This window comes from Sandaracinobacter sp. T42 (genome assembly GCF_059115405.1).
The window spans coordinates 1147344-1159963 of sequence record NZ_CM181101.1; the positions used below are offsets into that span (position 1 = coordinate 1147344).

Sequence of the window (12620 nt, forward strand, 5' to 3'; positions counted from 1 at the left end):
ACGGGGGGCATTCATGACGATCCAACGAGCCACCATCCTGCTCGCCGCCACCGCCGCGCTGGCGCATCCGGCACTTGCGCAAACCGATTTGCCGCCCGCCGTCCGCCAGATGGTGGAGGCTGCCGCCAACTCGGGGGACCCGGCGAAGATTGCTGCCGTCGTCGCCGTCGCCAAGGAAACCAACAAGGGGGCAGAGGCGGAGATCGACAGGATCGTTGCCGACATCGGCGCGGCCAGGGCGGCCGAGCGCGAAGCGAAGCTGGCAAGGGCGGGCTTCTTCGAGGGCTGGACAGGGGCGGGCCAGCTTGGCGCCTCCGTCTCCACCGGCAACAGCGAGACGAAGAGTCTGACCATCGGCCTGAACCTGCAGCGGGATGGGCTGAACTGGCGGCACCGGGTGGATGCGCTGGTCGATATCGTCGACAACGACGGCGGCGCTGATCAGGAACGCATCCTCGCGGGCTACCAGATCGATTATAAATTCTCCGACCGCCTCTATGCCTGGGGCCGCTTCGAATATGAGCGCAACCGCGAGGCCGGTATCCAGCGACGCTTTGCCGAATCCGCCGGTCTGGGCTGGCGCGCGATCGACGGCTCCCGCGTGAAATGGGATCTGGAGGCTGGCCCCGCGCTCCGGCAGACCAAGTTCCTCACCTTCAGTGAGAACAGCTTCGCCGCCCGCGGCGCGTCGCGCTTCCTGTGGGCCCTCTCTGACACCACCGCTTTCACCAACGACACCGCCGTCTTCGTCGACGGCGCGGCATCCATCAGCAACACGGCGGCGCTCACCTCCAAGCTGTTCGGGGCGCTCAGCACCCGCCTCAGCTTCAACCTCGCCTGGGAAGAGGAGCCGCCGCTGGGGCTGGAAAAGCTGGACACCACCACACGCATCACGCTGGTCTATGATTTCTGAAGCCGGGCGCGGCTGAAACGGAAAGGCCGGGAGCGGAAGCCCCCGGCCTGTCGTTCGTTCGCCTGGAAACGAAGGCGCGTCGGTCAGCGCGCGATGGCGATCGCCACTTCGCTCACCCAGCCCTTGGTGCCCAGTTCGTCTTCCACTTCCCAGAAGCCGTTCTGCTTGTTGCCCGTGGGATACAGCATCGCTCCCGCATCCAGCGGCTTCAGCACCTTGGCCGTGGACGGGCCGGCGAACAGGCGGCCGGGACCCTTCATCGTGACCGCGCGTTCGGCCTGCTGTCCGCCGACCGCTTCGGTCAGGCCGCCCAGATCGTTCACCAGCTTGGTGTAGGCATCCAGATAGGCCAGCGCGAGCACCTGCCCCATTTCGGTATTGTCATAGCCGCTGGCGCCGCCCGCACCCAGGAACCCGCCCGAGAACAGGCCGCCGCCGCCGCCCCAGCCCAGATCGGACTTCTTGGACTGGCCTTCGGAAACGAACTCTTCCGACGACTTGTTGTTCACGACGTTGAGAACGACGTTTGCCGACTTCTTCTTGATGTTGAGCCCGCTGGCCAGGGCGCCGAAGCCGCCCGGGATGAAGCCGCCGACGATCCCGCCGATGTTCAGGCCGCCCTTGTTGCTGTTCTGGCTGACGATATCGGGGATCAGTGTGAAATCCGCTTCGACCATCTGCCCCTTGCCGATGGTGCCCCCGCGCCGGGTCTCGCCTGCGGCAGCCAGCGCGCGCTCCTGCTGCATCGCCGCCATGCCCGTGTTCGATCGGTTCACCAGCCGGAAGCATTTGGATTTCTGCACATAGACCCGCAGCAGCGCTTCCGGCGAGCTGAGGCCGAGTTCCGTCCACCAGGGGCGGGCATTTTCCGGCTGCGAAAGGGCGATCGTGCCGATCGGCTTTGCACAGACCGGCAGTTCCGCCGTCTTTTCGGCCCGGGTGCTTTCCGCCGTTTTCCCGGCTTTCGAATTGATCTGGGCGGCGGCAGGCACCGACCCTGCCATCATCGCGGCGATCACCGCCATCCCGGTGATCCGGCCGCCGATGCGGCCCGCTTGCATGGAAATGCGCACGTTCCTGATACTCCCCTGTTGAAATTGCCCGTCCATGCTTGTTGCAAAGCATTCGCGGGACTTCAACTGCCTTTCCCTGGATCGGCCGGCGATGTTAAGGCCGTTCCATGCAAAACGACCTTCCGACCAACGGGGACGACCTCATGACCGACGAGGATGTCCTTGCCGAATTCCGCGCCGCCGATGCTCTTCTGGAAGGGCATTTCATCCTGTCCTCCGGGCTTCGATCCCCGCGCTATCTGCAATGCGCCCGGGTGCTGATGGACCCCGCCCGGGCCGAGCGGCTGGCGCGTGCGCTCGCTGCCAGGATTCCGGCCCCGGTCCGGACGGAGGCGAAAGCGGTGGTTGCGCCGGCCATGGGCGGGCTCATCTGCGGATATGAGCTGGCGCGCGCGCTCGGCATCGATTCCATGTTCGTGGAGCGTCCGACAGGCACGTTCGAACTGCGGCGGGGTTTCCGGCTGGCGCCGGGAACGCCGGTGATCCTGATGGAGGATGTCGTCACGACCGGCCTTTCGAGCCGGGAAGCCATCAAGGCGATCGAGGCGGCCGGCGGCCGGGTGATCCACGCCGCCAGCCTGGTGGACCGTTCCAACGGCACGGCCGATCTCGGCGTTCCGTTCACACCGCTGATCCGCCTGTCCGTCCCGAGCTATGACGCCGACAAGCTGCCGCCGGAACTGGCCGCCATTCCAGCGGTGAAGCCGGGAAGCCGCGCAGCGTGAGCAGCCCTCTCCGGCTGGGCGTGAATATCGATCACGTTGCGACGATCCGCAACGCGCGGGGCGGCGCACACCCCAGCCCGCTGCGCGCGGCGGAACTGGCAAGGGCGGCCGGCGCCGACGGCATCACCGCCCATCTCCGCGAGGATCGGCGCCACATGACGGACGCCGACATCGCCGAACTGGTGACGGGCATTGCCCTGCCGCTGAACCTGGAAATGGCGGCGACGGATGAAATGCTGGCGATCGCCCTGAAACACCGACCGCATGCCGCCTGCATCGTGCCCGAGCGCCGGGCGGAGCGCACCACCGAAGGCGGGCTGGATGCGGCGGGGCAGCACAACCAGCTCGCTCCGCTGATCCGGCGTCTGTCGGGCGCGGGGATCCGCGTGTCGCTGTTCATCGCGCCCGATCCGCGCCAGATCGAGATGGCGGCCCGCCTGGGCGCGCCTGTCGTCGAACTGCACACGGGGCCCTATGCGCATGGCGAGGATGGCGCGCTTGAGAAGCTGGTGGCGGGCGCGACCCTTGCCGCGTCGCTCGGTCTCGAAGTCCATGCCGGCCATGGGCTCACGTTCGAAAACGTCGGCCCGGTGGCGGCCATCCCCGAACTGGCGGAACTCAACATCGGCCATTTCCTGGTTGGCGAAGCCGTGTTCATCGGGCTGGAAGCCGCAATCCGGCAGATGCGCGCGCTGATGGATGAAGCCCGCGCATGATCGTCCTCGGTTTCGGCAACGACCTCACCAACATCGATCGTATCCAGAACTCGATCGATCGTTTCGGGCAGCGCTTCATCGACCGCGTCTTCACCGACATCGAGCAGGCTAAGGCCAACCGCCGCCAGCTGACGCGCACCGCCACCTACGCCAAGCGCTTCGCCGCCAAGGAGGCCGCCGCCAAGGCGCTGGGCACGGGGTTCCGCAGCGGGGTCTTCCTGCGCGACATCGGGGTCGTGAACCTGCCCTCGGGGCAGCCCACCCTGCATCTGACGGGCGGCGCGGCCGCACGCCTTGCCGCCATCACGCCGCCGGGGCATAAGGCGGACATCCATCTGACGCTGACAGACGATCACCCCTGGGCACAGGCCATCGTGCTCATAACCGCGAGTCCTGCATGAACGTTTCCGCGCCCGACGTCACCAAGCCGCCGAAGGAGCCCTTCAGCTGGCGCCGAGAGATCCAGCAATGGGCGGTGCTGATCCTGATCGTGCTGGGCATCCACAGCTTCATCGCCAAGCCCTTCTTCATTCCTTCGGAATCGATGATGGCGAACCTGCTGGTCGGCGACCGGCTGATCGTGTCGAAATTCCCCTACGGCTTTTCCTATCTAAGCCCCTCGGTGCCGATCCTGCCGCATATCCCGGGCCGTCTGTTCGGCAGCCTGCCCGAACGTGGCGACATCATCGTGATCAAGAGCCCGTCCGACGGCGCCGACTGGATCAAGCGCGTGATCGGCCTGCCCGGCGACACGGTGGAGATGCGCGACGGCCAGCTGATCCTGAACGGCAAGCCGGTGCCGCGGGTGCAGCGGCCCGATACGGCGCTGCGCGTTTCCCCCAACACGGATTGCCCCTACATGCCGCAGTTCCGCGGCCTGGACGACGCCGGCGTGCCGGTCTGCCGCTTCCCCACCTTCCGGGAGACTCTGCCCAACGGCCGCAGCTATGACACGCTGGACATGGCCCTGACCGAGCGGGACAATTTCGGCCCCGTCACCGTGCCGGACGGCGCGCTGTTCCTGATGGGCGACAACCGCGACAATTCGATGGACAGTCGTGTGCTGCCCGAAATCGGCGGCCTGGGGCTGGTTCCATACGAGAATATCGTGGGCCGGGCTGAGTTCACGACCTTCTCGCTGGATGGCAGCCAGACGCTGAACCCGCTGACATGGTGGGGCGCGCTGCGGGGAGACCGCGCTTTCATGAGCCTGAGGGGCTAGGGCGTCCGCGATCCGCGCCGGGCGCGGATCGCGCCCCATGTGCTGCCCGCCAGCACCAGCACGATTCCGGTGAGTTCGATCACCACCCAGGCGCGCGTTCCCAGCAGGTCGGTGCGCAGCAGCCGGTCCAGATGGTGGAAGGAAGCCGCCCGCAGCAGCACGAAGCCGCCCAGCAGCAGCAGCCCGCCCAATGCCAGCCGGACGGGCCCGCCCAGCCCGCGCGTCAACCAGCCAAGCCACAGCGCCAGCACCGCCAGCGACGTTCCCAGCCCCAGGATGAACAGCCGCTGCACGTCTCGTCGTTCCGCATACCAGCCGCCGCCACGGGCGATGCTGCGCCCGATCGCGGTCAGCTGCGTCTGAAGATCCAGCTGCTTGTTCAGGCCAAGGGCCAGAACAACGAGGCAGGCGAGCGTCCAGAACAGCCGCGCCCGCCCTTCGGTGCCGCGCAGGGCCATCAGCAGCGGCGGCAGCGTCAGCGCATAGGCGAACAGGATCGCCCAGGCCGCCCGCTCCGGATCGAAGCCGTCCATTCAGGCCCGGCCGGCAGCCGGCGGCTTCACTCGTCCCCCATCCGCAGCGCCGCGATGAACGCCTCCTGCGGAATGTCGACGCTGCCATATTGCCGCATCCGCTTCTTGCCTTCCTTCTGCTTCTCCAGCAGCTTCTTCTTCCGGCTGATGTCGCCGCCATAGCATTTGGCGGTCACGTCCTTCCGCAGCGCCGCGATCGTTTCCCGCGCGATCACCTTGGCGCCGATGGCGGCCTGGATCGGAATCTTGAACAGGTGCCGCGGGATCAGATCCTTCAGCCGCTCGCACATGTGCCGGCCGCGCGCTTCCGCCGCGTCGCGGTGGACGATCATGGACAGCGCATCCACCTGTTCGCCGTTCACCAGGATGGACATCTTCACCAGATCGCCTTCGCGGTAGCCCGTCTGGTGGTAATCGAAGCTGGCATAGCCCCGGCTGATGCTCTTCAGCCGGTCGTAGAAGTCGAACACCACTTCGTTCAGCGGCAGTTCGTAGGTCAGCTGCGCCCGGCCGCCCACATAGGTCAGGTTCTTCTGGATACCGCGCCGATCCTGGCACAGCTTCAGGATCGCGCCCAGATGCTCGTCGGGGACATAGATGGTCGCCTCGATCCAGGGTTCCTGCATGTGATCGATCTTCACCGGATCGGGCATGTCGGCCGGGTTGTGCAGCTCCAGTTCGGTGCCGTCGGTCAGGAACACCTTGTAGACGACGCTGGGCGCCGTGGTGATGAGGTCGAGGTCATATTCGCGGCTCAGCCGCTCCTGGATGATCTCCAGGTGCAGCAGCCCCAGGAAGCCGCAGCGGAAGCCGAAGCCCAGCGCAGCCGATGTCTCCATCTCGAAGCTGAACGAGGCGTCGTTCAGCCGCAGCTTGTAGATGCTGTCGCGCAGCTTCTCGAAATCGGCGGCGTCCGTCGGGAACAGGCCGCAGAACACCACCGGCTGCACTTCCTTGAAGCCGGGCAGCGCCGCCGAGGCAGGGCGCTTCACATCGGTGATCGTGTCCCCCACGCGGGCCTGTGCGATTTCCTTGATCTGCGCGGTGATGAAGCCCACTTCGCCGGGGCCAAGCTGGGGCAGCTGCTCGATCTTGGGGCGGAAGGCGCCCACGCGATCCACCAGATGTTCGGTGCCGCCGGCCATGAACTTGATCTGCTGGCCCTTGCGGATCACCCCGTCGATCACCCGCACAAGGATCACGACGCCCAGGTAAGGGTCGTACCAGCTGTCAACCAGCATCGCCTTCAGCGGCGCGGCCGCGTCGCCTTTGGGCGGCGGGATCTTCGTGACGATGGCTTCCAGCACGTCGCCGATGCCCAGCCCGCTCTTCGCGCTCGCCAGAACCGCTTCGGAGGCGTCGAGCCCGATGATCTCCTCGATCTCGGCCTTCACCTTCTCCGGCTCGGCGCTGGGCAGGTCCACCTTGTTGATGACGGGCACGATCTCATGGTCATGCTCGATCGACTGATAGACGTTCGCCAGCGTCTGCGCCTCGACGCCCTGCGCCGCATCCACCACCAGCAGCGCGCCCTCGCAGGCGGCCAGCGACCGGCTCACCTCATAGGCGAAGTCCACATGGCCTGGCGTGTCCATCAGGTTCAGGATGTAGGTCTTGCCGTCCTTCGCCTTGTAATCCAGGCGCACCGTCTGCGCCTTGATGGTGATCCCGCGCTCCTTCTCGATATCCATGTTGTCGAGCACCTGCGCCGACATCTCGCGCTCGGTCAGGCCGCCGGTTGCCTGGATCAGGCGGTCGGCAAGCGTCGACTTGCCATGGTCGATATGGGCGATGATCGAGAAGTTGCGGATCTGGGAAAGGGGAGTCATGCCCGCGCCCTTAGCGCCTGGCGCGCGATTGGCAAAGCGCGGCCGCTCAGGCGAAGCGGCGCTTCAGCTCCAGCAGGGCCAGCGCCGCGGCGACGGCTTCACCCGCCTTGTTCTTCTGCGCCGGATCCGCGCGGACCAGCGCCTGCGCCTCATTCTCCACCGTCAGGATGCCGTTGCCGACCGGCAGGCCGTCCAGTGTCAGCGCCATGATCCCGCGCGCGCTTTCGGTCGAGACGATCTCGAAATGGAAGGTCTCCCCCCGAATCACGCAGCCCAGCGCCACATAGGCGTCATAGGCGCCGCTGTCCGCCGCCATGGAGATGGCGGCCGGAATCTCCAGCGCGCCGGGCACCTCCACCAGTTCGTGCTTGTGCCCGCCGGCTTCCAGCGCCTCGATCGCGCCTTTCAGCTGAAGGTCATAGATATGCCGGTAAAAGCCGGCGCCCACGATCAGAACCTTGGCCATGATGCCCCCTCAATCCATCAGAGGTCGTTCGGAGACGACCTTCAGGCCATAGCCTTCAAGCCCCACATAGGCCCGGTGCCCGGTGGTGAGAAGCTCCATCTCGTCCACCCCGAGGTCGACAAGGATCTGCGAGCCGACGCCCAGTTCGCGCACCGTGTTGAACTCGCCCAGCCCGCGGGCCTTCATCTGCTGCGACAGGCCGTCGGCACGGCTGTCGCGGATCAGGATCAGCACGCCGGCTCCTTCCGCCGCGATGCGATCCATCGCCTTGCCGATCAGGCCGGATCGCCCGCCCGCCTCGTGGAACAGATCCGCGAAGGCGTTCACCACATGCACCCGCACCAGGGTCGGCTTCGCCGGGTCGATCCGGCCCTTCTGCAGCACCAGATGCTCGGCATATTCGGCGGTGTTGGCGTAGGTCATGGCGGTCCATTTCCCGCCATGCTCGCTCTCGATCTCAACCTCGGCCACCTTCGCCACCAGGTGATCGTGCCGCATGCGATAGGCGATCAGGTCGCGGATGGTGCCGATCTTCAGGCCGTGCTTCTTCGCGAACGGGATCAGGTCGTCCAGACGCGCCATGGTGCCGTCCTCGTTCATGATCTCGCAGATCACGCCCGACGGGTTCAGCCCAGCCAGTCGGCTGACGTCCACAGCCGCCTCCGTATGGCCGGCGCGCACCAGAACCCCGCCATTGCGGGCCACCAGCGGGAACACATGGCCCGGCGTCACGATCGCCTCCGGGCCCTTCGATCCGTCGATGGCGACCGCCACGGTCCGCGCCCGGTCTGCGGCCGAAATACCCGTCGTCACCCCGTCCTTCGCCTCGATGGAAACGGTAAAGGCGGTCTCGTGTCGGGTGCGGTTCATGGAAGACATCAGGGGCAGCCCCAACTGATCCACCCGCGACTTGGACAGCGACAGGCAGATCAGGCCGCGCCCGTGCGTCGCCATGAAATTGATGGCATCGGGCGTCGCCATCTGCGCCGGGATGATCAGGTCGCCCTCATTTTCCCGGTCCTCGTCGTCGACCAGGATGTACATCCGCCCGTTCCGCGCTTCGGCGATGATCTCCTCGATGGGAACCAGCGGCGAAGGGCCGGCGCCGGACAGATAGGCTTCCAGCTTCTTCAGGGTTTCCGCCGTGGGGTTCCAGCTGGCGTCGTCCAGATCGCGCAGGGTGTTGGCGTGAAGCCCCGCGGCCTTCGCCAGCCCGGAACGGCTGAGGCCGGTTTCGGCCAGGTGGTCGCGGATGCGGTTGAGAATCTGCTGTGCCATGCAGGGGGCATTCTCACACGCGCATGTGATGTGCAACCCTGTTCTTCACATCAGGCTGTGAGGTTGCGCCCCGCCATTCGCTGAAGATAGCGCGCCAGCACATCCACTTCCAGGTTCACTTCCCGGCCCGGCGCTGCGCTGCCCAGCGTTGTCCATTCGGCCGTGTGGGGAATGATGTTCAGGTGGAAGATGGCGCTGCCGTCGGGCTGGTCGTCAACCGCGTTCACCGTCAGCGACACGCCGTCCACTGCGATCGACCCCTTGGGCGCGATCATCGGTGCCAGCGCCGCCGGCGCGCGGATGGCGATGTGGTGCGATCCTTCGACGGGTTCGACCACTTCGACGATGCCGATCCCGTCCACATGGCCGGTGACGATGTGGCCGCCCAGTTCATCGCCCACCTTCAGCGACCGTTCGAGGTTCAGCTTCGCGCCTTCGGACCACATGGCCGAGGCCGTGCGGCTGACCGTTTCATCCGACACATCCACGGCGAAGCAGTCCGCCGATTTGGCCGTGACGGTCAGGCAGACACCCGAACAGGCGATCGAGGCGCCGATCGCGACCGGCGCAAGATCGTAGCCGGTGCGGATCAGCAGGCGCAGATCCTGGCCCGCCCGGCGCTCTTTCCCCACGATTTCCCCGACGTCGGTGATGATTCCCGTGAACATGACATGGGGTTTAGGCCCGGGCTCGCCGCAGGGAAAGGGCTGGAATCTGCGAGGTCGTGCATGCTACGTGCTGGCCGGTGCGGGGGCACCGGGGCCGCTTCCGCCGGGAGGGGCCATTGCGCAAGATCATCGCCGTGCTGCTGTATCTGCTCGCCATCGTGCTGCTGGCGCTGGCGCCCGTGTTCGGCTCGATCGCCTTTCACGAAGGCGGCGGCGCGCAGGCGCCGCTGGCGCTGCTGGTCTATGTGCTGGTCGCGCTGATCCCCCTGCTGCTGGGCCTGCTGACAGAGCCGGACGGGCGATTGATCCCGGCGGGGCTGATCCTTTTGGGGGCAGCCGGGACCGGCATCGCGCTGACGCTGCTGCTGTCCGCCACCTTCGGCAATCCGGCCTTGATGGACAGTCTCGTGCCCGGTCGCAGCCTCAACCTGTCCGCGCTCGGCCTGTTGTTCACCAGCCTGCCGATGGGCGTGGCAGGCGGAATCCTGTGGCTGCTGGGCCGACACTGGCGGGAACCGGCGAACCGGCCAAACCGCTATCGACGCCTGGTGCCAGAGGCCGAGGCCCCGGAACAGCCTGGGGCCGATCAGGCCGGCGTGTAGAGATCCAGCCGGTCCACCCCCAGCATGCGACTGTCCGCCAGTTGCCACCGGCCATGGGTTTCGGACAGATCTGCGGGGTTCAGCCCTTCCAGCCCGATGCCGTTTCCGATCAGGATGGGGGCCCGCAGGATCGCCAGCCGGTCCACGCGTCCCGCCGCCAGCAGGGCTGCGGCAAGCCCACCGCCGCCTTCGCACAGGATGCGGTTCAGTTGCCGTTCCGCCACCAGCGCGTCGAGCGCCGCAAGCGAGGGGAGGGCGATGAAGCCCTGCGGCACAGGTCCGGATGTCAGGACGGCGCGCAGCGGCTGCGGCGCGGTGCTGCCGGGCAGCCGGACTGTCAGTTGTGGCGCATCCGCCCGGAATGTGCCGCCACCCACAAGCACGAGGTCCGCTTCCGCCCGCAGGGCATGTGCGTAGGCCCGGGCGGCCTCTCCGGTGATCCACTGGCTGCGGCCATCCGCCATCGCCAGCCGCCCGTCGATCGAAAGGGCGAGTTTCAGCGTCAGCTCGGCGCGGCCCGTCGCCAGCCGGCCGGTGAAGCCGAGAAGCTCGCGCCGGGCTTCCGCCTCCATCAGGCCGTGGGCGACTTCGACGCCGGCCGCCCTTAGCCGCGCCAGTCCCTGACCGGCCGTCCGCTCGTCCGGGTCCACCATGGCGACGATGGCGCGGGCGATGCCGGCGGCCGCAAGCGTGTCGGCGCAGGCCGGCCCGCGCGGCGAAAGATGGGCGCAGGGTTCCAGCGTGACAAAGGCGGTCGCGCCGCGCGCCGCGTCACCGGCCTGGGCCAGCGCCATGGCTTCCGCATGGGGGCGGCCGCCGTCCTGGGTCCAGCCGCGGCCGACGACGCGGCCTGCCTTAACCAGCAGGCAGCCGACATTTGGGTTTGCGTCGGTTCGCCCACGGCCCCGACGCGCCAGCGCCAGCGCCGCCGCCATCCAGCGGGCGTCTGCTGCCGCCGTCACCTCAGCTCGTCGCGGCGCGCGCGGCGGCGCGCTCGGCCTCCAGCGCCTTCTGGCGGGCCTGTTCCGCCTCGTAGGCGCGGCGGTTCGCTTCCACCTGCGCCCTCAGCTTCGCCATCGCTTCCTCGCGTTCGGAAACGGCATCCTCCGCCGTGCGGTCGCCGCGCCAGCTTTCCAGATAGATCACCCGTTCCGGCACTTCGATGCCGCTGTCCATTGCGATCAGGAAAGCGGCGACAATCGCCGCGCCCATGCCGGCCGCACCAAAGGCGAACAGTGTCTTGTAGAGCGGCTGTTCCCGCCAGCGGGCGATGAGGCCCTGCCGGGGGGCGTTCCAGGAAAAACCCTCGGCGGCCTCCATCTCGCGCTTCATCAGCAGCGCCCGGCGGCGCGCGTCGTCGTCCTCCGAGGCGTGGAGGTCGGCAAAGGGCGTGGGCAGCTTGACCGCCTTGGGTTTCTTGATTGGCATTCAGTCTCCGGCGTCGGCCGCCCGGATCGCACTCACACCCGCATCGGCATCAGCACATAGAGGGCTTCGGAGTCCTCGGCTTCGCGGATGAGGGTGGGGGCAGCGGCATCCGCCATATGGACTTCGACAAGATCGCCTTCAACCTGGTCGAGGATGTCGATGAGGTAGCGGCTGTTGAAGCCCACGTCGAAGCCGGCGGCCGAATAGTCGGCGGGAACGTCCTCGCTCGCGGTGCCGTTTTCCGGGCTGGTGACGGAGAGCGTGACCCGGTCGCGGTCGAGGCTGAGCTTCACCGCGCGGGTCTTTTCGGAGGCGATCGCCGTCACGCGGTCCACGCCTTCGCGCAGGGTCGCGGGGTCGATCTTCAGCAGCTTGTCATTCGCTGTCGGGATCACCCGGCTGTAATCGGGGAAGGTGCCATCGATCAGCTTGGAGGTGAGGATGGCCTGCCCGATGGCAAAGCGGATCTTCGACTGGCTGAGCGAGATGCCCACATCGCCGCTGCGCTCGTCCAGCAGCTTGCGCACTTCGGCCACGCATTTGCGGGGAATGATGATGTCGGGCATGCCCGACGCGCCTTCGGGCAGCGGGATTTCCACTCGCGCCAGCCTGTGCCCGTCCGTCGCGACAGCGCGCAGCGTACCGCCGGGGGCGCCCTGGCTTCCCTGCGCCGGGGCATGCATGAAGATCCCGTTCAGATAATAGCGCGTCTCTTCCGTGGAGATGGCGAAGCGCGTCTTGTCGATCAGCGTGACCAGCGTTTCGGAGGGCAGGCTGAAGCTGACCGGCAGGTCGCTTTCGCCGATCACCGGGAAATCTTCCCTCGGCAGAGTCTGCAGGGAGAAGCGCGCCCGCCCGGCGGTGACCGCCATCTTGGAAGCGGCGGCATCCAGCGTGACCTGCGCGCCATCCGGCAGCTTGCGCACGATATCAAACAGGGTGTGGGCGGAAACGGTGGTCGCGCCGGCGGTTTCCACGGTGGCGGGAACCTCCTCCACGATCTGGAGATCGAGATCGGTCGCCATCAGCCGCACCGACTGGCCATCGGCCGCCAGCAGCACGTTGGACAGGATCGGAATGGTGTTCCGCCGCTCGACAACGGACTGCACATGGCCAAGCGCCTTCAGAAGTGCGGCGCGTTCGACGACCAATTTCATGCGTGACGTT

15 protein-coding genes are annotated in these 12620 nt (G+C 67.0%); 6 read left to right on the forward strand and 9 right to left on the reverse strand.

The genetic code is table 11. From position 1 onward, the window contains the following. Positions 1–13 precede the first annotated feature (13 nt). Positions 14–913, forward strand: a complete 900-nt coding sequence (locus ACW9TV_RS05455; RefSeq protein ID WP_494304838.1) for a DUF481 domain-containing protein — start codon at positions 14–16, stop codon at positions 911–913. Between the two features lie 83 nt (positions 914–996). On the opposite strand, the gene ACW9TV_RS05460 is transcribed toward ACW9TV_RS05455, so the two are convergent. Further along, on the reverse strand, positions 997–1974 hold the full coding sequence (locus ACW9TV_RS05460; RefSeq protein ID WP_494304839.1) for a CsgG/HfaB family protein: 978 nt from the start codon (positions 1972–1974) through the stop codon (positions 997–999). Between the two features lie 155 nt (positions 1975–2129). On the opposite strand from ACW9TV_RS05460, the gene pyrE reads away from it, so the two are divergent. From pyrE to lepB, 4 genes are read left to right on the forward strand one after another with little or no spacing between them, the layout of a single operon-like run. Continuing rightward, positions 2130–2711 (forward strand): orotate phosphoribosyltransferase, encoded by a 582-nt coding sequence (gene pyrE, locus ACW9TV_RS05465; RefSeq protein ID WP_494305041.1) that lies wholly within the window; start codon positions 2130–2132, stop codon positions 2709–2711. Then, entirely contained in the window at positions 2708–3427 is a 720-nt protein-coding gene (locus tag ACW9TV_RS05470; protein ID WP_494304840.1) for a pyridoxine 5'-phosphate synthase, read from the forward strand. The genes pyrE and ACW9TV_RS05470 overlap by 4 nt, the downstream gene beginning before the upstream one ends. Further along, complete coding sequence (gene acpS, locus ACW9TV_RS05475) at positions 3424–3828, forward strand: holo-ACP synthase (RefSeq protein WP_494304841.1); 405 nt, start codon at positions 3424–3426, stop codon at positions 3826–3828. Before ACW9TV_RS05470 ends, acpS begins: the two co-directional genes overlap by 4 nt. Further along, on the forward strand, positions 3825–4649 hold the full coding sequence (gene lepB / locus ACW9TV_RS05480; RefSeq protein ID WP_494304842.1) for a signal peptidase I: 825 nt from the start codon (positions 3825–3827) through the stop codon (positions 4647–4649). Before acpS ends, lepB begins: the two co-directional genes overlap by 4 nt. On the opposite strand, the gene ACW9TV_RS05485 is transcribed toward lepB, so the two are convergent. The 5 genes from ACW9TV_RS05485 to ACW9TV_RS05505 are packed head-to-tail and all read right to left on the reverse strand — an operon-like array spanning position 4646 to position 9423. Further along, a complete protein-coding gene (locus ACW9TV_RS05485) occupies positions 4646–5182 on the reverse strand; it encodes a hypothetical protein (RefSeq protein ID WP_494304843.1) in 537 nt (178 codons plus the stop codon). The two genes, lepB and ACW9TV_RS05485, sit on opposite strands and share 4 nt — an antisense overlap. Before the next feature lie 26 nt (positions 5183–5208). Beyond that, complete coding sequence (gene lepA, locus ACW9TV_RS05490) at positions 5209–7011, reverse strand: translation elongation factor 4 (RefSeq protein ID WP_494304844.1); 1803 nt, start codon at positions 7009–7011, stop codon at positions 5209–5211. A 46-nt stretch (positions 7012–7057) separates the two neighbouring features. Next, the gene (ribH, locus tag ACW9TV_RS05495; protein WP_494304845.1) at positions 7058–7477 is read right to left on the reverse strand and encodes a 6,7-dimethyl-8-ribityllumazine synthase; all 420 of its coding nucleotides are present in this window, start codon (positions 7475–7477) and stop codon (positions 7058–7060) included. Between the two features lie 9 nt (positions 7478–7486). Further along, positions 7487–8755, reverse strand: a complete 1269-nt coding sequence (gene ribB / locus ACW9TV_RS05500; RefSeq protein ID WP_494304846.1) for a 3,4-dihydroxy-2-butanone-4-phosphate synthase — start codon at positions 8753–8755, stop codon at positions 7487–7489. Positions 8756–8805: 50 nt separating this feature from the next. Continuing rightward, positions 8806–9423: a riboflavin synthase gene (locus tag ACW9TV_RS05505; RefSeq protein WP_494304847.1), complete on the reverse strand. Its 618-nt coding sequence runs from the start codon at positions 9421–9423 to the stop codon at positions 8806–8808. Between the two features lie 116 nt (positions 9424–9539). Between ACW9TV_RS05505 and ACW9TV_RS05510 the strand changes: the two genes are divergently transcribed. Continuing rightward, positions 9540–10025 carry a hypothetical protein gene (locus ACW9TV_RS05510; protein ID WP_494304848.1) on the forward strand — a complete coding sequence of 162 codons (486 nt, stop codon included), beginning with the start codon at positions 9540–9542 and terminating at the stop codon, positions 10023–10025. Here the strand turns inward: ACW9TV_RS05510 and ribD are convergent. Genes ribD through dnaN form a run of 3 tightly spaced genes read right to left on the reverse strand, consistent with a single transcriptional unit; the run spans position 10010 to position 12610 of the window. After that, positions 10010–10960 carry a bifunctional diaminohydroxyphosphoribosylaminopyrimidine deaminase/5-amino-6-(5-phosphoribosylamino)uracil reductase RibD gene (gene ribD, locus ACW9TV_RS05515; protein ID WP_494305042.1) on the reverse strand — a complete coding sequence of 317 codons (951 nt, stop codon included), beginning with the start codon at positions 10958–10960 and terminating at the stop codon, positions 10010–10012. The genes ACW9TV_RS05510 and ribD overlap by 16 nt on opposite strands. 28 nt (positions 10961–10988) lie before the next feature. Then, positions 10989–11453, reverse strand: coding sequence for a hypothetical protein (locus ACW9TV_RS05520; RefSeq protein ID WP_494304849.1), 465 nt, complete (start codon positions 11451–11453; stop codon positions 10989–10991). Between the two features lie 32 nt (positions 11454–11485). Continuing rightward, positions 11486–12610, reverse strand: a complete 1125-nt coding sequence (gene dnaN, locus ACW9TV_RS05525) for a DNA polymerase III subunit beta (RefSeq protein WP_494304850.1) — start codon at positions 12608–12610, stop codon at positions 11486–11488. Positions 12611–12620: the final 10 nt, after the last annotated feature.